This is a genomic window from Proteus genomosp. 6 (assembly GCF_040139785.1).
In the GTDB taxonomy this organism is placed as follows: Bacteria; Pseudomonadota; Gammaproteobacteria; order Enterobacterales; family Enterobacteriaceae; genus Proteus.
In genome coordinates, this window is sequence record NZ_JBEEVJ010000001.1 from 270,778 (window position 1) to 291,965 (window position 21,188).

General features: G+C 39.7%; 20 protein-coding genes. 10 read left to right on the plus strand and 10 right to left on the minus strand.

What is annotated here, in order from left to right; all coding sequences use genetic code 11:
• Positions 1 to 28: 28 nt before the first annotated feature.
• The 4 genes from ABN212_RS01165 to ABN212_RS01180 all read right to left on the minus strand — a co-directional run bounded on the left by ABN212_RS01165 (position 29) and on the right by ABN212_RS01180 (position 5,155).
• Positions 29 to 658 (minus strand): ferredoxin-like protein, encoded by a 630-nt coding sequence (locus tag ABN212_RS01165; protein ID WP_006535141.1) that lies wholly within the window; start codon positions 656 to 658, stop codon positions 29 to 31.
• 647 nt (positions 659 to 1,305) lie between these two features.
• The gene (gene ggt, locus ABN212_RS01170) at positions 1,306 to 3,066 is read right to left on the minus strand and encodes a gamma-glutamyltransferase (RefSeq protein WP_198629922.1); all 1,761 of its coding nucleotides are present in this window, start codon (positions 3,064 to 3,066) and stop codon (positions 1,306 to 1,308) included.
• Positions 3,067 to 3,363: 297 nt separating this feature from the next.
• Positions 3,364 to 3,966, minus strand: coding sequence for a peroxiredoxin C (locus tag ABN212_RS01175; protein ID WP_072069413.1), 603 nt, complete (start codon positions 3,964 to 3,966; stop codon positions 3,364 to 3,366).
• Between the two features lie 601 nt (positions 3,967 to 4,567).
• Positions 4,568 to 5,155 carry an ACP phosphodiesterase gene (locus ABN212_RS01180; RefSeq protein ID WP_109372071.1) on the minus strand — a complete coding sequence of 196 codons (588 nt, stop codon included), beginning with the start codon at positions 5,153 to 5,155 and terminating at the stop codon, positions 4,568 to 4,570.
• 107 nt (positions 5,156 to 5,262) lie between these two features.
• On the opposite strand from ABN212_RS01180, the gene queA reads away from it, so the two are divergent.
• The 10 genes from queA to thiL all read left to right on the plus strand — a co-directional run bounded on the left by queA (position 5,263) and on the right by thiL (position 14,946).
• Positions 5,263 to 6,336 carry a tRNA preQ1(34) S-adenosylmethionine ribosyltransferase-isomerase QueA gene (queA, locus tag ABN212_RS01185; protein WP_099074190.1) on the plus strand — a complete coding sequence of 358 codons (1,074 nt, stop codon included), beginning with the start codon at positions 5,263 to 5,265 and terminating at the stop codon, positions 6,334 to 6,336.
• A 183-nt stretch (positions 6,337 to 6,519) separates the two neighbouring features.
• Positions 6,520 to 7,662, plus strand: a complete 1,143-nt coding sequence (tgt, locus tag ABN212_RS01190) for a tRNA guanosine(34) transglycosylase Tgt (protein WP_036911729.1) — start codon at positions 6,520 to 6,522, stop codon at positions 7,660 to 7,662.
• An 85-nt stretch (positions 7,663 to 7,747) separates the two neighbouring features.
• Positions 7,748 to 8,083 (plus strand): preprotein translocase subunit YajC, encoded by a 336-nt coding sequence (yajC, locus tag ABN212_RS01195; RefSeq protein WP_006535133.1) that lies wholly within the window; start codon positions 7,748 to 7,750, stop codon positions 8,081 to 8,083.
• Between the two features lie 32 nt (positions 8,084 to 8,115).
• A complete protein-coding gene (secD, locus tag ABN212_RS01200; RefSeq protein ID WP_109371754.1) occupies positions 8,116 to 9,963 on the plus strand; it encodes a protein translocase subunit SecD in 1,848 nt (615 codons plus the stop codon).
• Positions 9,964 to 9,973: 10 nt separating this feature from the next.
• Positions 9,974 to 10,942 carry a protein translocase subunit SecF gene (secF, locus tag ABN212_RS01205; protein ID WP_198619343.1) on the plus strand — a complete coding sequence of 323 codons (969 nt, stop codon included), beginning with the start codon at positions 9,974 to 9,976 and terminating at the stop codon, positions 10,940 to 10,942.
• A 116-nt stretch (positions 10,943 to 11,058) separates the two neighbouring features.
• The gene (gene nrdR, locus ABN212_RS01210) at positions 11,059 to 11,508 is read left to right on the plus strand and encodes a transcriptional regulator NrdR (protein ID WP_006535128.1); all 450 of its coding nucleotides are present in this window, start codon (positions 11,059 to 11,061) and stop codon (positions 11,506 to 11,508) included.
• A gap of 70 nt (positions 11,509 to 11,578) precedes the next feature.
• The gene (ribD, locus tag ABN212_RS01215) at positions 11,579 to 12,733 is read left to right on the plus strand and encodes a bifunctional diaminohydroxyphosphoribosylaminopyrimidine deaminase/5-amino-6-(5-phosphoribosylamino)uracil reductase RibD (RefSeq protein WP_349442741.1); all 1,155 of its coding nucleotides are present in this window, start codon (positions 11,579 to 11,581) and stop codon (positions 12,731 to 12,733) included.
• 213 nt (positions 12,734 to 12,946) lie between these two features.
• A complete protein-coding gene (ribH, locus tag ABN212_RS01220; protein ID WP_036932916.1) occupies positions 12,947 to 13,417 on the plus strand; it encodes a 6,7-dimethyl-8-ribityllumazine synthase in 471 nt (156 codons plus the stop codon).
• Between the two features lie 28 nt (positions 13,418 to 13,445).
• Positions 13,446 to 13,859, plus strand: coding sequence for a transcription antitermination factor NusB (gene nusB, locus ABN212_RS01225; RefSeq protein ID WP_006535124.1), 414 nt, complete (start codon positions 13,446 to 13,448; stop codon positions 13,857 to 13,859).
• Between the two features lie 103 nt (positions 13,860 to 13,962).
• Positions 13,963 to 14,946: a thiamine-phosphate kinase gene (thiL, locus tag ABN212_RS01230; RefSeq protein ID WP_198629920.1), complete on the plus strand. Its 984-nt coding sequence runs from the start codon at positions 13,963 to 13,965 to the stop codon at positions 14,944 to 14,946.
• 89 nt (positions 14,947 to 15,035) lie between these two features.
• On the opposite strand, the gene ABN212_RS01235 is transcribed toward thiL, so the two are convergent.
• The 6 genes from ABN212_RS01235 to rbsA form a co-directional block, all read right to left on the minus strand.
• Entirely contained in the window at positions 15,036 to 15,371 is a 336-nt protein-coding gene (locus ABN212_RS01235; protein ID WP_109371746.1) for a zinc ribbon domain-containing protein YjdM, read from the minus strand.
• A gap of 387 nt (positions 15,372 to 15,758) precedes the next feature.
• The gene (rbsR, locus tag ABN212_RS01240) at positions 15,759 to 16,766 is read right to left on the minus strand and encodes a ribose operon transcriptional repressor RbsR (RefSeq protein ID WP_196573924.1); all 1,008 of its coding nucleotides are present in this window, start codon (positions 16,764 to 16,766) and stop codon (positions 15,759 to 15,761) included.
• 4 nt (positions 16,767 to 16,770) lie between these two features.
• A complete protein-coding gene (gene rbsK, locus ABN212_RS01245; RefSeq protein ID WP_349442742.1) occupies positions 16,771 to 17,697 on the minus strand; it encodes a ribokinase in 927 nt (308 codons plus the stop codon).
• A gap of 78 nt (positions 17,698 to 17,775) precedes the next feature.
• On the minus strand, positions 17,776 to 18,666 hold the full coding sequence (gene rbsB, locus ABN212_RS01250) for a ribose ABC transporter substrate-binding protein RbsB (protein WP_109371738.1): 891 nt from the start codon (positions 18,664 to 18,666) through the stop codon (positions 17,776 to 17,778).
• Between the two features lie 42 nt (positions 18,667 to 18,708).
• A complete protein-coding gene (rbsC, locus tag ABN212_RS01255; protein WP_069368591.1) occupies positions 18,709 to 19,674 on the minus strand; it encodes a ribose ABC transporter permease in 966 nt (321 codons plus the stop codon).
• Between the two features lies 1 nt (position 19,675).
• Entirely contained in the window at positions 19,676 to 21,184 is a 1,509-nt protein-coding gene (rbsA, locus tag ABN212_RS01260; RefSeq protein ID WP_349442743.1) for a ribose ABC transporter ATP-binding protein RbsA, read from the minus strand.
• Positions 21,185 to 21,188: the final 4 nt, after the last annotated feature.

Genomic DNA, 21,188 nt, shown 5'->3' on the forward strand with positions numbered 1-21,188 from the left:
GGTTCAGTGATGTGATTGTCTGGATTTATTAAACAGTAATTTCTTTCCATTCAATGATTTGCAGAGCACCTGTTGGGCACGCTGATGCACACTCACCACATAAATTGCATTTGCCGGATTTTTTAGTTTGTGGGTTGACGGTTGCCATCATCCACGGACAAGCTGTTGTACAGGCGGCACAACCAATACAACGACGTGTATCAACGACAATACAGCCGAACTCTTCTTGATAACGGATAGCTTTGACTGGGCAGACCTTCATACATTCAGGATCTTTACATTGGCGGCATGTATCCGTTGTAAAGTTTAAATCGCCATAAAGTCCACCACCGGAGCCAATACCTTTATCACCAAAATAAAAGTGACGATGGATTTTGGTACGTGAGAAGAATGATCCAACGCTTCCATCATTCCATGTTGTACATGCTGTTTCGCAGCGGTGGCATCCTGTGCAACGCGCTCTATTTGTGACTAAAACGCCTTTAGGTGTTGTGGTTAATTGAATTATTCCGCTGTCTATTTCTTCTTGCTTACAACCTAAAAGAGAAAGCAATGCGGGTGCTATCGTGATCCCTGCAAGCCCTTTACCGGATATTCGCAGAAACTCTAGTCTTGATAGCCCAATATCTAATATTGGACGATGATGTGTATCAGACATTAATATTTATCTCCGCTTAACTAATTTTATTAAGAAATAAGTTGTGATGATAAATTCTTTATTTACCCGCTTGTCTTATCGTTATATAAAAAATATAATAACGATATCGTTAGCAGATAGATTATAGATTTCAACTCTTTTTATGATTAAAAAACACGTTGTAAGAAAATGTTAAATATTTGTATTTACAATGTGTTATATCATTTTTTTTACGTATTTTTATTATCCTTTCTGATAGTGTGGTTATTAAAAAATTTATTCTGTGATTACTATCATAGAAATAAAAACAATTCGTGTTATTTAATTTATTTAATTAAATGATTATTATTTTTATCTGTAATTACGAAAGAGAATAACTACTATTTATATATATTCTATTATTGAAACTAAATTAAAGGTGATTTGTTCTTGTATTTTATTTGATGTTATTATTTTAATATCAAATTGATATTCGATATTAATTATCGATTAAATGAAATATGAGTTTTGATTATTATTAATAGCTGTAAATATGAATAAATTGTAAAACCATGACTAGATCATTTTTATAATAGAAAAACACCCCAAAGTTGGTGTCCAACTTTTGGGGTGCAGTTCACTAATTAAGAGAAGGTTTCTTTTGTTTGTTTTATCATTTGGTTTTATGGTTAGTAACCCACAGCTTTACCAGCAGGGCGGCGCACATCATTTGATCCATAAATATAACCTTCACGCACTGCTCCAGAAACAGCAGAATCATTGCCTGATGAAGTTGGGATCACGCCTTCTTCTCCGGGGAGTCCAACCATAATCAATTCAGCAGCTCCCCACGGGGTTTGTTCTACCATTTTATATCCCATGGTAGAAAGTTTTTCTAACGTGTCTTTTGATAACCCTCGTTGTTCATAATAAACCTCATCAGGTAGCCATTGATGATGAATGCGAGGGCTATTAACGGCTTCTTGCGGTGGCATACCAAACTCAATGATATTAAGTGCTGTTTGTAAGGTGATTGAGATAATTCGTGAGCCTCCCGGTGATCCTAATATTAAGAAGGGTTTGCCTTCTTTCGTTACAATGGTTGGGCTCATTGATGATAATGGGCGTTTTAATGGGGCAATGCTATTACGTTCACCTTGTACTAAGCCATAGAGATTTTTCTCGCCAACTTTGGTTGTAAAATCATCCATTTCATTATTGAGGAAAAAACCTGTTCCAGGCGCAATAACAACGGCACCGAAACGACCATTTATAGTATAAGTGGTTGAAACTGCGTTACCATTTTTATCTATAACTGAGTAGTGTGTTGTTTCAGGGCTTTCATGAGGTGCAATACCAGGTTGTACATTTACTGATGGAGTAGCTTTATTGGGTTTTATTTGTTGGCGAATTTCAGTGGCATAAGTTTTACTGAGTAACTTTTCTGTTGGATTATTAATAAATTGAGGATCGCCAAGAAAAGTGTTTCTGTCCATATAAGCATGACGCATTGCTTCCGTTAGTGTATGAACATATTCAGCTGAATTAAAGCCCATCGATTTAAGATCATAGCCTTCCAAAATATTCAATGTTTGGCAGATAGTGACTCCGCCTGAGCTGGGTGGTGGTGCAGAAATAAATTCATAACCCCGATAAGTACAGGTGATAGGTTTGGTCTCGGTGATAGTGAAGTTTGCGAAATCATCTTTAGTTAGCATTCCCTTATGCTGTTTTGAGGCTTCTTCTACTTTTTTAGGAATTTCACCTTGATAAAAAGCCTCTGCACCTTGCTCTGCAATAAGCTCAAGCGTATTGGCTAAGTCAGTCTGAATTAAGCGATCACCAGGTTGCCATGGTGTTCTATCTGGTTTTAAGAAAATTTTTGCCGATTCAGGATCTTGTTTAAAGCGCTCTGTTGTTGTTTCTAATACATCGGTATCAGCACGCGTTAAAATATAGCCTTCTCTTGCAAGTTTAATCGCAGGTGCCATCACTTCTTGGCGTGAAAGGGTGCCGTATTTTTCTAATGCAGCATCAAGCCCTTTTACCGTACCAGGTACACCTGAAGCGAGATAGCCATATAAACTGGCACCTTTAATTAAGTTACCTTCTTTATCTAAATACATATTTTTAGACGCTGCGGCAGGCGCGGTTTCCCTGAAATTAATAAAGGTATTTGTGCCATCAGCAAGGTGTATTGTCATAAAACCACCGCCACCAATATTACCGCAGCAGGCATTTACGACAGCTTGCGCATAACCAACTGCAACGGCGGCATCAATCGCATTCCCCCCTTTTTGTAAAATATCATTCCCGACTTGTGATGCTAAATGTTGAGAAGAGACAACCATACCATGTTGTGCTTCAACCGCGGGTTCATAGGCAGCATAAAGTGAATGTGAAAAAAGGGCGGTGAGTAACAGCAGGTGAGTCTTTTTTATAGTAATCATTATTATCTCCATTTATAACAGGGAGTTATATTTAATAAATACAAATATAGAGTTTTACGCTGTTATTAATACGAATTAACAATTGCGTAACAATAAGTATAGAGAGAGGTTATTGGTGATGAGAATTTTTTTTGATGTGATGATCACAAAACTATCTTTAAGCAGGTAAACAATAAGCTTGAGTATAACTAATTGCAGTAATAAATAGAGTTGATAAGAAATAAATAGATAAGTGCTGAATAAATAAAAAAAGCCTGTTTTCACAGGCTTTTAGAAAAATAGTAGCTTACTGGAATATTACAGTTTGCCAGAGTTTGCTTTCAGGTATTTAGCAACGCCGTCTGGAGATGCGCCCATACCTTCTTGACCTTTTTCCCACTGTGCAGGGCAAACTTCGCCGTGTTCTTCGTGGAATTGCAGTGCGTCAACCATACGGATCATTTCATCGATATTACGACCAAGTGGTAGATCGTTAACGACTTGGTGACGAACAACACCTTCTTTGTCAATCAGGAATGAACCGCGCAGAGCAACGCCTGCTTCTGGGTGTTCGATGCCGTAAGCTTTGATGATGTCATGTTTGATATCAGCAACCATTGGGTATTTAACTTCACCAATACCGCCATCATCAATTGGGGTTTTACGCCATGCGTTATGAACGAATTCAGAGTCCATAGAAACACCGATGATTTCAACGCCACGTTTTTTGAATTCTTCAAAACGGTGATCAAATGCAATCAGCTCTGAAGGGCAAACAAAAGTGAAATCCATTGGCCAGAAGAAAATAACGGCAGGTTTGCCTTTGATAAATGAATGCAGGTTGAAATCATTAACGATTTCGCCATTACCTAAAACGGCAGCAGCTGTGAAATCAGGGGCTTTGCGAGTAACCAGAACCATAATGTACTCCTGTAGATTGAAAGAGTTTGTACTCGTCATATTTCAAGTTGTAGCGTTGTTGACTGCGTTCATTCGCACTAGTCACATACTATTGTATGCTCCTAGCGACTTATTCACTTGTCGCCTAGCTACACCTCGAACTATTTAGAGTAAATTCAGGATGTGTACCCTGTTTTTATTCGTCATATTTCAAGTTGTAGCGTTGTTGACTGCGTTCATTCGCACTAGTCACATACTATTGTATGCTCCTAGAGACTCATTCACTTGTCGCCTAGCTACACCTCGAACTATTTAGAGTAAATTCAAGGGGTATACCCTGTTTTTAAATGATGCATACAGCATAAATAATCAATCGCTATTGATAAAGTTAAACAGAACAATCTATTTGATAGATTATAACTATCAACTTAATACAATAAAGTAGGATTATTTATGACTCCTTGTATAACGATTCATTCTAATCAACTTTGGAAATGAATACTATGCTTGTTAACAAATCGTTACGAATAACATGATAAATTGACTTAGCATCTCTTTGATATATCAAATGTAATTCTACAATATGACAAAAAGATGAAACTCAATATGGTAGTTAAATGTATCAGTCATCAAGTTGGTGATGTTGTGCTCTTTCTAGCAATTGTGGATAAAACTGCCAAAAAATTTCACTTAGTTCGTCATAGTGGGTTTCAAGAACAATATAAGAGCCAGCTAGTGCACTTAATCGTGGTCTTCTTCTTGCCATTCCTTTCAATGTTTGAGCAATATATGCCTTGTCAGCATAACGAATTAACCAAGATTGTGACCATAGATACTCATTAAGCTCTTGGAATTTTTCTGGTGTTTGCCATAAATCAGGTTCAATAATATTTCGGGTCTTGGTAACAAATTCAATCAACGGTAAATCTGGTTCAAATTTCAACCAATTTAAAGAAAGAAAATGATCCCAAAAAACATCTAAGGTAATTGGTGAAACTCGGCGATATTCATCAGGAAATAAAAGGCGAGCTTGCTTGACTAATGGGTGAGTGTCTGTAAGCACATCAATGCGTCTATGCATGCGAATGCCCTCAATAACAGCTTGGCTGTAATCAGAGCTAGGTGCGCCTTTAACGTAATCTGCCATCATATTGCCTAATAGAGAGCTTTTTGCCCTAAAGGCCAGATGTAAGTGAGCAAGATAATTCATCACATCATCATAGCGCTTTTTGAATAAAAAAGGGCTTCTTTCTTGCACTGATAAGCTGGCAGCACTAGACTAGTCCGCCTGTTTTTTATGAAAGTAGTCGTTTAATTATGCGTGTATCAGACTTTACATTTGAATTGCCAGAAGCCTTGATTGCTCACTATCCACAACCTCAACGCAGTGGTTGTCGTTTGCTCTCTTTAGAAGGTGAGACTGGTGCTTTATCACACGGTATTTTTACCGATGTGTTAGATAAAATAAATGCCGGTGATCTACTGGTTTTTAATAATACGCGGGTGATCCCTGCGCGTATTTATGGACGTAAAGCGTCAGGTGGTAAAATCGAAGTACTAGTTGAGCGTATGCTTGATGAACATCGCGTCCTTGCTCATGTTAGAGCCTCCAAATCACCGAAAGAAGGCGCTGCGCTTGTGCTAGGTGAAGATGAAAGTGTACAAGCAACTATGGTTGCACGTCATGATACACTTTTTGAAATTCGCTTTGATGATGAAAGAGATGTTCTAACTATTCTTAATAGTATTGGGCATATGCCTTTGCCTCCTTATATTGATCGTCCGGATGAAGAATCCGACAAAGAGCTTTATCAAACGGTTTATAATGAGCGTCCAGGCGCTGTTGCAGCACCTACTGCGGGATTACACTTTGATGAACCATTACTTCAAGCCTTAAAAGAAAAAGGTGTTGAGATGGCGTTTGTCACACTGCATGTAGGGGCGGGAACTTTCCAACCAGTGCGTGTTGATAATATCGAAGAACACACAATGCATTCTGAATACGCAGAAGTACCACAAGAAGTGGTTGATGCTGTATTAGCGTGTAAAGCGCGTGGTAATCGAGTGATCGCTGTGGGGACAACCTCTGTTCGTTCGTTAGAAAGTGCGGCTAAGGCAACAAAAGATGCGTTAATAGCACCTTTCTTCGATGATACCCAAATCTTTATTTATCCGGGTTATCAATATCAAATTATTGATGCATTGATTACGAATTTCCATTTGCCTGAATCGACTTTAATCATGCTGGTTTCTGCTTTTGCTGGGTATAAAAATACCATGAATGCCTATAAAGAAGCGGTTGAGCAAGAGTATCGTTTTTTCAGTTATGGTGATGCGATGTTTATTACTTGTAATCCTTTAGCTATCAATGAAAAAGTAGGACAAGAATAAAGATTTATTATTCTTTTTAACGTTTTTCTTCATTTTATGAATTGTTATTTCAATTTTATTGCTTAATCCCTTTGACTAAGCACGGGTTTTTGTTGAAGTAACATATACAGCCGTCTAACAAATGATTAGAATGTGCTGTTTTTTATTGCGCATTGGACTGTTTTTCTGATGCTTGGAGGATTAGTGAAATACGAATTAGACAAAACCGACGGTAATGCTCGCCGCGGTCGCCTTATTTTTGAACGAGGTGTTGTTGAAACACCTGCATTTATGCCAGTGGGTACTTACGGCACAGTAAAAGGAATGACTCCTGAAGAAGTAAAAGCAACAGGTGCACAAATTCTTTTAGGCAACACTTTCCACCTATGGTTACGCCCGGGTCAAGAAATCATGAAGTTACATGGTGATTTACATGATTTTATGCAATGGCAAGGCCCTATTTTAACGGACTCAGGCGGCTTCCAAGTCTTTAGTTTAGGCGCAATGCGTAAAATTAAAGAAGAGGGTGTGCATTTCCGTAACCCTATTAATGGTGAAAAGATTTTCTTAAGCCCAGAAAAATCAATGGAAATCCAATATGATTTGGGTTCTGACATTGTGATGATTTTTGATGAGTGTACGCCATATCCTTCCGATTGGGATTATGCGAAAAACTCAATGGAGATGTCATTACGTTGGGCTAAACGTAGTCGTGCGCGCTTTGATGAACTTAATAACAAAAATTCATTATTCGGTATTATTCAAGGCGGTGTTTACGAAGATTTACGCGATATCTCCGTAAAAGGACTAGTCGAAATTGGTTTTGACGGTTACGCTGTCGGCGGCCTTGCGGTCGGTGAACCTAAAGAAGATATGCATCGTATTTTAGAGCATGTCTGCCCTCAAATTCCTGCGAATAAACCGCGTTATTTAATGGGTGTCGGTAAACCAGAAGATTTAGTTGAAGGTGTTCGTCGTGGTATTGATATGTTTGACTGTGTTATGCCAACACGAAATGCACGAAATGGTCATCTGTTTGTAACTGATGGTGTGATTAAAATTCGTAATGCGAAACATCGCTCTGACACATCAACGCTTGATGAACATTGTGACTGCTATACCTGTAAAAATTATAGCCGTGCTTATTTACATCATCTTGATCGTTGTAACGAAATTTTAGGTGCAAGGCTGAACACTATCCACAACTTGCGTTATTATCAGCGTTTGATGGCTGAAATTCGTCAGTCTATTGAAGACTCGCGTTTTGAAGAGTTTGTACACGAATTCTACGAACGTATTGGAAAACCCGTCCCACCGCTAAATGGCAGTGCGACTAAGTGTGAATAATGTATACGAGAAAGCCCAATTCTGTGTATGATATTGGGCTTATAACTTGAATATCGTCGATATCGACAACAATGAGGAAAAGTGAATGAGTTTTTTCATTTCTGATGCTGTTGCTTCTGCTGGACAAGCAGCACCTGAAGCTAGCTTTATGTCTATTTTACCGATGTTAGTGATCTTTATTCTGATTTTCTATTTTATGATCCTACGTCCACAGCAAAAACGTACTAAAGAACATCGTAAACTGATGGATTCTATTGGTAAAGGTGATGAAGTTTTAACGACTGGTGGTTTAATTGGTCGTGTTGTTAAGGTTTCAGATAACGGCTATATCGTTGTTGCTCTGAATGAAACAACTGAAGTAACTATCAAACGTGACTTTGTTGCCGCTGTATTACCTAAAGGCACAATGAAAGCTATTTAATAACATTTCCCCAAAGGGAAAAGGGAACTGCCGTGCTAAACCGTTATCCTTTGTGGAAGTACCTGATGTTGATAGCCGCTATCCTCATCGGTCTGCTTTACGCACTTCCTAACCTATATGGTGAGGATCCGGCTGTTCAAATCACTGGCGCGCGGGGAACCGCCGCCAATGAGCAAACACTGGATCAAGTTCGATCTTTATTAGATAAAGAAAAAATTGAAGCGAAATCTATTGCACTTGAAAATGGTGCGATTTTGGCTCGTTTCGGTAACCCTGATATTCAGTTACGTGCCCGCGAAGTGTTGTTGCCTGCATTAGGTGACCAGTTCATTGTTGCACTTAACCTTGCACCGGCAACACCAAAATGGTTAGAAGCCATTGGCGGTGAGCCGATGAAACTGGGGTTAGACTTACGTGGTGGTGTTCACTTCTTGATGGAAGTCGATATGGAAACCGCGTTAGGTAAACTTCAGGAACAAAATGTTGAAAGTCTACGTACATTATTACGTGATGAAGGCATTCCGTATTCATCTATCCGTAAAACGGATAACTATGGCGTTGAAATCCGTTTCCGTAATTCGGATGATCGCGCTAAAGCTTCAGATTACCTAACTCGTCGTAATCAAGATCTCATTTTTAGAGATGGCGCAAATAACTCGTTAAGAGCTATTTTTACTGACGAACGTTTACGTGATGCGCGTACTTATGCAGTACAGCAAAACATCACTATCTTACGTAATCGTGTTAACCAGTTAGGTGTTGCAGAGCCATTAGTTCAACGTCAAGGCGCTGACCGAATTGTTGTTGAATTACCAGGTATCCAAGATACCGCTCGCGCTAAAGAAATCTTAGGTGCGACAGCAACATTAGAATTCCGCTTAGTCAATACCACTGTTGATCCTTCTGCTTTAGAAACGGGTCGTATTCCGGGTGACTCAGAAGTGAAATATACCCGTGAAGGTATGCCAACCATTCTTTATAAACGCGTTATTTTAACGGGTGACCACATTACTGACTCAACTTCTCAAGCTGATGAATATGGTCAACCTCAAGTGAATATTTCACTTGATAGCGCGGGTGGTTCTATCATGTCTAACTTTACGAAAGACAACGTCGGTAAACCGATGGCAACATTGTTCGTAGAGTATAAAGACAGTGGTAAACGTGATGAGAATGACCGAGCTGTATTAGTTAAAAGTGAAGAAGTGATCAACGTTGCGAATATTCAAAGTCGTTTAGGAAATAGCTTCCGTATTACGGGTATTTCAAATGCGAATGAAGCACGTCAATTGTCTCTGTTATTACGTGCTGGTGCGTTGATTGCACCTATTCAAATCGTTGAAGAAAGAACGATTGGTCCAACTTTGGGGCTGCAAAATATTACCCAAGGTTTAGAAGCGTGTTTATGGGGTCTGATTGCGTCTGTTGCCTTTATGATAATTTATTATCGTAAATTTGGTGTGATTGCGAGTACTGCATTAATGGCAAACTTAGTGTTAATCGTTGGGGTAATGTCACTATTACCAGGCGCAACACTGACTATGCCGGGTATTGCAGGTATCGTATTAACACTTGCCGTCGCCGTCGATGCCAACGTACTGATAAACGAACGTATCAAAGAAGAGTTACGTAATGGTCGATCAGTACAACAAGCAATCCATGAAGGTTATAAAGGTGCCTTCTCCAGTATTATTGATGCGAACTTAACCACATTAATTACAGCTGTGATCCTTTATGCAGTCGGCACCGGCTCAATTAAAGGCTTTGCTATCACAACTGCAATCGGGGTTGCAACATCCATGTTTACCGCTATCGTCGGTACTCGTGCGATTGTAAACCTGTTGTATGGTGGTAAACGCGTTAAGAAACTGTCTATTTAAGGAGCACGTTGTGGCACAGGATTATACTGTTGAACAATTAAACCATGGTCGTAGAGTCATTGACTTTATGCGTTGGGACAACGTCGCCTTTAGTATTTCGTTTCTGCTTTTGATAGCGTCAATTGCTATCATTTCCGTGAAAGGATTTAACTGGGGACTGGATTTTACAGGTGGTACAGTAATTGAGATCAATCTCAGTCAACCAGCCGACCTTGATAAAATGCGTGATAGCCTAGATGCAGCAGGCTTTAAAGATCCTCTATTACAAAACTTTGGTAGCAGCCGCGATATTATGGTGCGTATGCCTCCTGTTGAAGGACAGGCTGGTCAAGAATTAGGTAAGCAAGTCATCGATGTCATCAATGCTAAAGTTGATAACGATGCTGTGGTAAAACGTATTGAATTTGTGGGGCCAAGTGTGGGTAGTGAATTGGCTCAAACCGGTGCAATGGCGTTGTTATCTGCACTTATCTGTATTCTTATCTATGTTGGATTCCGTTTTGAGTGGCGTTTGGCGTTAGGTGCAGTTATTGCACTTGCGCATGACGTAGTGATAACACTGGGTGTTCTTTCACTGTTCCACATAGAAGTTGACTTAACCATTGTAGCGTCATTGATGTCTGTTATCGGTTACTCACTAAACGATAGTATCGTTGTATCAGACCGTATTCGTGAGAACTTCCGTAAAATTCGTCGAGGAACATCATATGAAATTATGAACGTTTCTCTTACACAGACATTAAGCCGTACCATCATGACATCAGCAACAACATTATTAGTTGTATTAATGCTGTACATCTTTGGTGGTTCAATGCTTCAAGGCTTCTCTTTAGTTATGTTAATCGGTGTTTCAATCGGTACTATTTCTTCTATTTATGTGGCTTCTGCATTAGCACTGAAAATGGGAATGAAACGTGAACACTTGATTGTACAAAAAGTGGAAAAAGAGGGTGCAGATCAGACAACACTCTTACCATAATAGAGCGTTTTTCTGATAAAACATCGCAAACACCCTGCCAGTGTATACTGACAGGGTGTTTTTTGTTCACTGAACAGGTACACTGTTTATGAGTATTGTCAAAAGTAGGAATAACTATGCATTGCCCATTTTGTGGAGCCGTAGATACCAAGGTAATTGATTCCAGACTTGTTGGTGATGGTTCACAAGTGCGCCGTCGTCGCCAATGTCTTGTTTGTCATGAACGTTTTACTACCTTTGAAGTAGCAGAGTTAGTGATGCCTCGTGTTGTGAAAAGTGATGAAATACGTGAGCCTTTTGATGAAGAGAAACTTCGTCGAGGCATGCTTAAAGCGCTAGAAAAGCGTCCAGTGAGTTCAGACGATGTTGAAGCTGCGATAAGTCATATCAAATCACAATTAAGAGCGACGGGTGAAAGAGAAATCCCTTCAAAAGAAATTGGCAATTTTGTTATGGAACAACTAAAGAAACTCGATAAAGTGGCTTATATTCGCTTTGCTTCTGTTTATCGTAGTTTTGAAGATATCCGTGATTTTGGTGAAGAAATTGCAAAATTACAGGATTAATACATTAATACTGTGCTTTATTTAATGATTTGAAAAATAACGATAAATAATAAAATTACATGTAATTATTATGATAAATAACAACAGCAACAATCCAAGTGAAAATGAAAGCCTGCAGGATGAACACTACATGCGTCGAGCTATTGAGCTTGCAGCATTAGGTCGTTTTACAACATCGCCTAATCCTAATGTGGGGTGTGTGATTGTAAAAGAGGGTGAGATTATTGGTGAAGGTTATCACCATCACGCAGGTGGCCCTCATGCTGAAGTCAATGCATTAAAAATGGCAGGAGATAAAGCAAAAGGGGCAACAGCTTATGTCACTCTTGAGCCTTGTAGCCATTTTGGTAAAACACCGCCTTGTGCTGATGCTTTGATTAATGCAGGTATAAAACGCGTTGTTGCTGCGATGCAAGATCCGAATCCTCAAGTTGCTGGACGAGGCTTACATAAGTTATTAACAGCAGGAGTCGATGTTTCTCATGGTGTTTTAATGCAAGAAGCTGAAAAACTTAACGTTGGCTTTTTTAAACGCATGAGAACGGGTTTTCCTTATATTCAGCTCAAAATGGGCGCATCTTTAGATGGTAAAACGGCATTAGCATCAGGTGAAAGCCAATGGATAACCTCTAAAGCATCTCGTCGGGATGTACAAAATTTCCGAGCTCAAGCTAGCGCTATTTTAACGACAAGTGCAACCGTGCTTGCTGATAACCCTTCTATGAATGTACGTTGGGATGAGCTTTCAGATGAGATAAAAGCCATTTATCCGGAAGAAACATTACGCCAACCTATTCGTATTGTGGCTGATAGCCAAAATAGAGTGACTGAAGATCATAAAATCACTCAAATTGAAGGCGAATGCTGGTTGGCGCGTACAAAATCACACCCAAGTGACTGGCAGGGGAATGTATCAGAAATCCTATTACCAACGAATGGCAAAAACAGCGGTGTGGATTTAGTTTTATTAATGATGCAATTGGATAAACGCAATATCAATACTGTATGGGTTGAAAGTGGGGCTCATTTTGCTGGCGCATTATTAGAGGCTGGGCTTGTTGATGAGCTTATTATTTATATTGCACCTAAAATTTTAGGCAATGATGCGCGTGGATTATTTACACTTTCTCCACTATCGTCATTATCAGAAGCACCTGAATTTACAGTAGATTCTCTTCAACAAATTGGCTCTGATATCAGAGTTTGTTTAAAACCTCGTTATTAATAGACGCAAATAAGTGTGTCTACGGCGCTATTTGTAGTAAAATGGCGCCGTGTGTGTTATTTCCTGTCGTTACGACATCGTTATCAGCCAACTAAATACCTTGATTTATCAAGGGTTTTTGGCTCCTTTACTGTGTAATAATAAAACAGAGCGCAGTAAGGGAAAGAATATGATAAAATCCGCGCCCCCGCGGATAGGAGAAAAAAGTAACCTATGAACGTAATCAAAGGTGTTGTCGCGGCGCCAAACGCACGCGTAGCAATTGCAATTGCCCGTTTTAATAACTTCATCAATGACAGCCTATTAGAAGGTGCGGTTGATGCATTAGAACGCATTGGACAAGTTTCCTCTGAAAATATTACCGTCGTTTGGGTTCCAGGCGCTTATGAGTTGCCATTAACGGTTAAAGCATTAGCCGAAAGCGACAAATACGATGCAGTTATCGCATTAGGTACTGTTATCCGTGGTGGAACCGCACATTTTGAATACGTTGCTGGCGAATGTAGTTCTGGTTTATCTCAAGTTGCGATGCAAAGTGAGATCCCTGTGACTTTTGGTGTTTTAACCACTGAAAATATTGAACAGGCTATTGAACGCGCTGGAACTAAAGCGGGCAACAAAGGTGCTGAAGCGGCAATGACAGCACTTGAAATGATCAATGTACTTAAAGCCATAAAAGGCTAATCATCTGTTTTAACTTAAGGGGAATTTTGTGAAACCTGCTGCTCGTCGTCGTGCTCGTGAGTGTGCTGTTCAAGCTATCTACTCATGGCAATTATCCGGAAATGACATCGCGGATGTGGAATTGGAGTTTTTATCCGAGCAGGATACCCAAGGTGTAGATATTGCTTATTTTCGTGAGCTTTTAGTGGGTGTTGCCATTAATGCAACACGTTTAGATAAGGCGATGGAACCTTATTTATCCCGTCAACTTGAAGAATTAGGTCAAGTTGAAAAAGCAATTTTACGTTTAGCAATGTTTGAACTTAGCTTCCGTGAAGATGTTCCTTACAAAGTTGCGATTAACGAAGCGATTGAACTGGCTAAGGTATTTGGTGCTGACGATAGCCATAAATTTGTTAATGGCGTGCTTGATAAAGCTGCACCAACTGTACGTAAAAAATAACGTTTTTCACGTTTCCTCTATGGTAAATAATTCAAGGCCGGTATTTCCGGCCTTTTGTTTAATAAAACTCATTTAGTATGCACAGCTAAATAGGAAATAGATAATGCCTTGTGGTGAATTCTCCCTTATTAAGCAATATTTCACTTCACAGCCTGTAAAACGAAAAGATGTGAGTACAGGAATTGGAGATGACTGCGCAATATTAACGGTACCTGAAAAGCAACAAGTTGCTATTAGCACCGATACTTTAGTGAGTGGTATTCACTTCCTTCCTTCTATCTCACCTGAAGATTTAGCGTATAAAGCACTGGCTGTAAATATTAGTGACTTAGCTGCCGTTGGTGCAGATCCTTCTTGGGCTTCATTAGCTTTAACACTTCCTGATACAAATAGTGAATGGCTCGAGGCATTCAGCCGCTCCTTCTTTGCATTAGCTGATTATTATGCAATCCAGCTAATCGGAGGTGATACTACTCGTGGTCCTTTGAGCTTAACAATCACAATACAAGGGCTTGTTCCACAAGGAACCGCATTACTTCGTTCTGGCGCTAAAATTGGCGATTGGATCTATGTTACGGGTTTTTTAGGTGATAGCGCGGCAGGGCTTGCTGTATTACAAAATAGATTACAGCCGACAGAAAAAGAGCATAGTGACTATTTTGTTGCAAGGCATTTGCGTCCTCAACCTCGTTTACTGCAAGGTCAAGCATTGCGCCATTTAGCGACATCTGCGATTGATATTTCTGATGGGCTGATTTCAGACTTGGATCATATTCTTACTGCAAGTGGTTGTGGTGCGCGCTTAAATTTAGATGCATTACCTTATTCGCCTGCAATGAAAGCAGAAGTGAGTGAAGAACAAGCAGAGGTTTGGGCATTAAGTGGCGGTGAAGATTACGAGCTTTGCTTTACAGTACCAGAAATCAACCGTGGCGCTTTAGAGATCGCATTAGCGCATACAGGTGCAGATTTTCATTGTATTGGTCAAATTATGCCGATTAGCGAAGGCATTCGTTATTTACGAAATGGTGAAGATGTTTACCCTAATCTTAAAGGCTTTGATCACTTTAGTGAGAGTAACGAGTAAGGTTTACTTAAACAAAAAGGCGCTTAATAAGCGCCTTTGAGAATGCTGATAATATCTGAATGAATTAATAAAGGTATTATTAATTTATCTTAGTTTTTCTTCACAAATTCAGATTTTAACTTCATTGGTCCAAAGCCATCAATTTTACAATCAATATTATGGTCGCCTTCCACTAAACGAATACCTTTTACTTTAGTACCAATTTTTAGCATGGTTGAGCTACCTTTGACTTTGAGATCTTTAATCACAGTCACTGAATCGCCATCAGCTAATAAGTTACCGTTAGCGTCTTTAACAATCAATTCATCACTTTCAGCAACAGGCTCAGCATCGTTCCACTCATGAGCACATTCAGGGCACACATACATTGCACCATCTTCATAGGTGTATTCTGAATTGCACTTAGGACAAGAAGGTAATGACATAATAATACTCTCAAATTTTATCAAAATGGGAAGTGATTAATCGTCAAAATGAGGATAACACTTGCCCCATAAATTAAAGGACACATTATCATTGAAGCATGAAAATTCTAAAGCAATACCCTAAATGGCGCTGCATCAGATAATGCGAAAGGGCAATAGTATAATAGATTTGATGGAAATTTGCATCCTTCATGGTCTATGGCGTAAATAACGAGGGAAAGTAGCTAAAATATAGAGGGTTCAATAGGAAATAAAGATAAATAGACATAGTTTTAAAAATTATTTAACTGGTTGATTTTAAATCTTTAATTTTATAAATATAACTAGAAATAAATGCCCTCATCTTAAAAGAGAGCATCAGTAATAATAGTGCTAACTTTCTTGTTGTTATTTTATGAAATCTATCACCGAGCCACGCTCTATAAGTTTGGGGGTAAGCACCAGAACATTATCATCGGCATCAATGTTTTCCATACGATGCAATAATTGGCTGACAGCGAGTTTTCCCAATTCATCTTTAGGTTGGTGAATAGTCGAAAGCGGTGGGATCATATAAGAGGCTAGGTCGATATCGTCATAACCCATGACGGAAATATCATCAGGTACACGCAAACCTTTTTGGTAAATGGCTTGATAAGCGCCAACAGCCATCGCGTCATTACAGGTAAAAACAGCTTGTGGTAAGACAGAAAGTGAGAGTAATTTTTGCATTGCGCTAAATCCACCTGCAAATTCAAAATCACTGGTTAACACAAACTCGTTTCGAATAGCTAATCCTGCTTTTTGCATCGCATTATAATAACCTTGCAAACGATGTTTTGCTGGAAGCTTATCTTGTGGGCCTGCGATACATGCAATTTCAGTAAAGCCTTTTTCAATCAGATAATTGGTTGCGATTTCTCCCCCGAGCAGAGAGTTATCTTGAATAATATCTCCCCCATATTCAAACGGGGACCAATCCATCATCACCATCGGTAAACGAGGATAACGGTTTAGCACTTCATGAGAGGGCGCTCTGGCTTCCGTTGACATCAATAATAAGCCATCAACACGTTTTTGCAGCAAGGTTTCAAGGCTGCTATCCATGCGCTCGTAATCCCCTTCGGTGTTACACAAAATAAGGCTATAGCCTTTTTCATAACAACTGCGTTCAACTCCGCGCACAACTTCTGCATAGAACGGGTTACTACTGGCTGTGACTAACATACCGATAGTGTGAGTACAGTTCATTTTTAAACTACGCGCTAAAGCAGAAGGCGCGTAATTTAAGGTTTCGATAGCGTCGTTAACCTTTTTACGAATACCTTCGCTAACATAACGGTTGTTATTGATAACGTGAGAAACAGTTGATGTCGAAACGCCCGCCAAACGGGCGACATCTTTCATTGTTGCCAAAGTACTATGCTCGCTCTGCTAAAAATGATTCGATTTCATGACGCCAAGGAACTGAAGATTGCGCACCATGACGTGTAACTGCAATTGCAGCTGCTGCGTGAGCAAAACGGATAGCCTCAACGGAAGGTTTCCCTTCTAATATTGCAGTGACAAATGCACCGTTAAATGTATCACCTGCGGCAATGGTATCAACTGCTTCGACACGAAAACCGGGAATTATCATGCCTTTTCCTTGTTCACTAAACCATACGCCACGGCTACCCAAAGTGATAAGCACTTGTTTGATACCTTTACGATGTAAGATTTCAGCAGCTTTTGCTGCACCCGCTTCATCATGCACAGAAACGCCTGTTAATATTTCGGCTTCCGTCTCATTTGGAGTGATAACATCAATAAAACTCAGAAATTCATCAGATAGAGGCACTGCTGGAGCAGGATTTAAAATAACTTTCGTGTGATGTGACTTTGCCAGTTTTGCTGCTTCAAAGACTGTCTCTAATGGTGATTCTAATTGCATCAGTAAGGCATCAGCATGCTCAACAACATGATGATATTGCTGAAAATGTGTTGGCGTTAGTGCGCCATTCGCACCTGCAACGATGCTAATTACGTTTTCACCTTGTTCATTAACAAGGATCATCGCGACACCTGTTGGTATCTGCGGAATAATACTAATTGCATCAATATGAATATTATCTGTTTTCAGTTGAGCTATGATTTCACTACCAATTGCATCATCACCGACACAAGCAATAAAGGTAATATTGGCGCCACTACGACCGCAAGCGACAGCTTGATTTGCACCTTTACCACCAAAGGCTATTTTGTATTGATGACCAATAATGGTTTCACCAGGTTTTGGAAATTGTGAAATATTCATAATGTGGTCAACATTGATGCTACCTAGAACAGCAAGGCGAGGTGTCGTCATAGCCTTTATCCTTGTGAAAACGTGTTTTAATGATTAAAGCCACCACGGAGCAATATCACTCCGTGGTATTTGTTGTTGTTATTTTTTTATAACTAACTCAAGCTCGACAGGGATTGTTGCATCCACTTTCTCGCCTTTGAGAATTTTATCTGCAGTTTGAATGCCGATAATACCAATTTGATCTGGGCGTTGAGCAATGGTTGCACCTAACATGCCACGGTTTACCGCTTTGATCCCATCATCTGTACCATCGAAACCAATCACTAATACATCGGTACGACCAGCAGTTTGTAATGCACGTAATGCACCTAATGCCATTTCATCATTTTGTGCAAAAACAGCTTGAACAGCAGGATACGCAGTTAACAGATTTTGCATCACGTTAAGACCTTTGGTGCGGTCAAAATCAGCGGGTTGGCTTGCAAGTACATTCAGTTTATGGGCATCAACGGCTTGTTTAAAACCTTCACCACGTTCACGAGATGCAGATGTTCCTGTGATCCCTTCTAGTTGAATGACTTTGGCGTCATTAGCGACTTTTTCAGCAATATAATCACCTGCCATTTTACCGCCAAGGCGATTATCTGAAGCAACGTGGCTGACGACTTCACCTTTGTTTGCAACACGATCTAAGGTGATAACTGGGATTTTAGCTTTATTGGCTAAAATAACTGCATTCCCCACAGCATCTGAATCTGTCGGATTAATAAGCATTAAACGTGTGCCTTTTACGGTGAGATCTTGCACGTTAGCAAGCTCTTTCGCTGGGTTGTCCATAGAATCTAGAACAACAAGGTCGTAACCTAATCTATTTGCCTCTTTCTGTGCACTGTCTTTCATTGTGACAAAGAAAGGGTTGTTTAGTGTTGAGATAACAAGTGCGATTGATTCTTTTGCCAATGCGTTAGCGCTGATTGTGGCGCTTAATGCAACAACAGAAAGAAGTGTTGCCATTTTTTTAAGTTTCATAATATAAGTTCCTGTCGGGGTTCGGATTAAGAGAATAGAGAGTTATTTTTTGTTATCTACTAAAACAGCAAGTAAGATGACCACCGCTTTTACTATCATTTGATAGTTTGATGATATTCCTAATAAATTCAGTGCATTATTTAAGAATCCTAGAATAAGTGCACCAATTAATGTACCGATAATACGACCTTTACCGCCTGCAAGGCTGGTACCACCGAGAACAACGGCAGCAATCGCATCTAGCTCATAACCATTACCTGCCATTGGTTGTGCTGATGAAAGTCGAGCAACTTCAATGACACTCGCAAGGGCGGCTAATAAACCACATAATGAATAAACGATGATTTTGATTTTATCGACGCTAATACCCGATAAGCGAGTGGCAGATTCATTACCCCCTAGTGCATAGATATAGCGACCTAAACGGGTATGATGTAATAAATACCATGCACTTAAGAAGACAATCATCATGAGCCAAATTGGCGTTGGAATGCCAAATGGGCGACCAATACCAAACCAACTAAACAGATCGGCATTATCACTAAATCCGGTATTAATAGGGCTACCGTCGGTATAGACGCGAGTAACACCGCGCAGTAATAACATCATGACTAACGTAGCAATAAAGGCTTGAACTTTACCTTTAGCAACGATAATTCCTGTTACACCACCAATAGCGGCACCTAATGCCAATGCGCCAACAACAGCAACAAGCGCATTAACATCCGCACCAACCATAGAAGCGGCAACGGCACCTGTTAATGCAAGCAATGAACCAACAGATAAGTCGATACCAGATGTTAAAATAACTAGCGTCATTCCAACCGCCATAATGGCGTTAACCGATGTTTGTTGGAGAATGTTGAAAATATTGTTTAAGGTAAAAAAATTAGGGCTGAGTGTGGAAACCACAACAATCAGAAGTAGCAATGCAATCAGCGATTTTTGCTCTAATAGCCAAGCTTTTGAGAACCAACGTTTTGACGCTGGAATTGAATTCGTGCTCATATCAAACTCCTACTTTAGCGTCATATTGTTTACCAACAGCCGCTGCCATTAGCATTTCTTGTGTGACATTGTGAGCGGAAAACTCACCACTAATACGACCTTCATGCATAACCAGAATACGGTCACTCATTCCCATTACCTCAGGCATTTCAGAAGAAATTAAAATGATGCTTAATCCTTCTTGTTTAAATTTATTAATTAACTGATAAATTTCTTTTTTAGCGCCCACATCAACGCCACGAGTGGGTTCATCAAGAATAAGCACTTTAGGGCGAGTCATTAGGCCTCTTGCGATAGCCACTTTTTGTTGATTTCCCCCAGATAAAAAGCCAATCGTTTGATCCATTGAAGGGGTTTTTATATTGAATAATTTAATAAAATCACCGACAGTGAGTTGCTCTTCTTTATGATTAAGCACACCCATACCGCGGCTAAAATAGCGAAGGGCTGTCAGAGACATATTTTCTTTTACCGACATGCCAAGCACTAAACCATCACGCTTTCTATCTTCAGAAATGTAAACAATGCCTTGTTCCAATCCTTCAACCGGCTTTTTGATTTGGCAGGGTTTACCATCTAATTCAACAGTGCCATTGGTTTTAGGTAATGCGCCGTAGATAATTTTCATTAACTCAGTACGACCCGCGCCCATTAATCCAGAAATGCCCAGAATTTCGCTTTCATGTAATGAGAAACTGACATCATGAACATCTTCGCCACTGAGGTTAATGACGTTAAGTTTGGTTTTTCCTTGAGGGATATTAATACGAGGGTATTGGTCTTCTAACTTACGACCCACCATCATTTCAATCAGAGTGTCTTCTTTTAATGAGGCGACAGGTTTTTCACCAATAAACTGGCCGTCTCGCAGTACAGTCACGTCATCACAAATCTCAAAGATCTCTTTTAGACGATGTGAGATATAAACAATGCCACAACCTTGATCTCTTAGTTCACGAATAACGCTAAATAGAGATTCGGTTTCAGTATCGGTTAACGCATCTGTTGGCTCATCCATGATGATGACTTTTGAGCCAAAGCTAAGAACCTTGGCGATTTCTACCATTTGCTGATCACCAATCGATAATTCAGACACTAAACGGTGACTACTGTAAGCAAGGTTTAATCGGGCTAATAACTTATCAGCCTCTGCATACGTTTTCTTCCAATCGATAGCGCCAAAAGCACGAGTAAACTCACGACCTAAGAAGATATTTTCTGCGATGGTTAATTCTGGAATAAGGTTAAGCTCTTGGTGAATAATGCCTATTCCTGCTTCTTGGGAAGATTTGGGACCATTGAAAGCACAGCTTTTGCCTTGATAAATGACTTCACCCGCATCTTTTTTATAGATCCCAGTCAGCACTTTCATTAGTGTTGATTTGCCTGCCCCGTTTTCACCTACGAGTGCCATTACTCTACCGGGATAAATTCGAAGTGTGGCACCTGATAGTGCTTTTACACCAGGGAATGACTTATCAATATCTTTAAGTTCAAGTAAAGGTTCCATATTG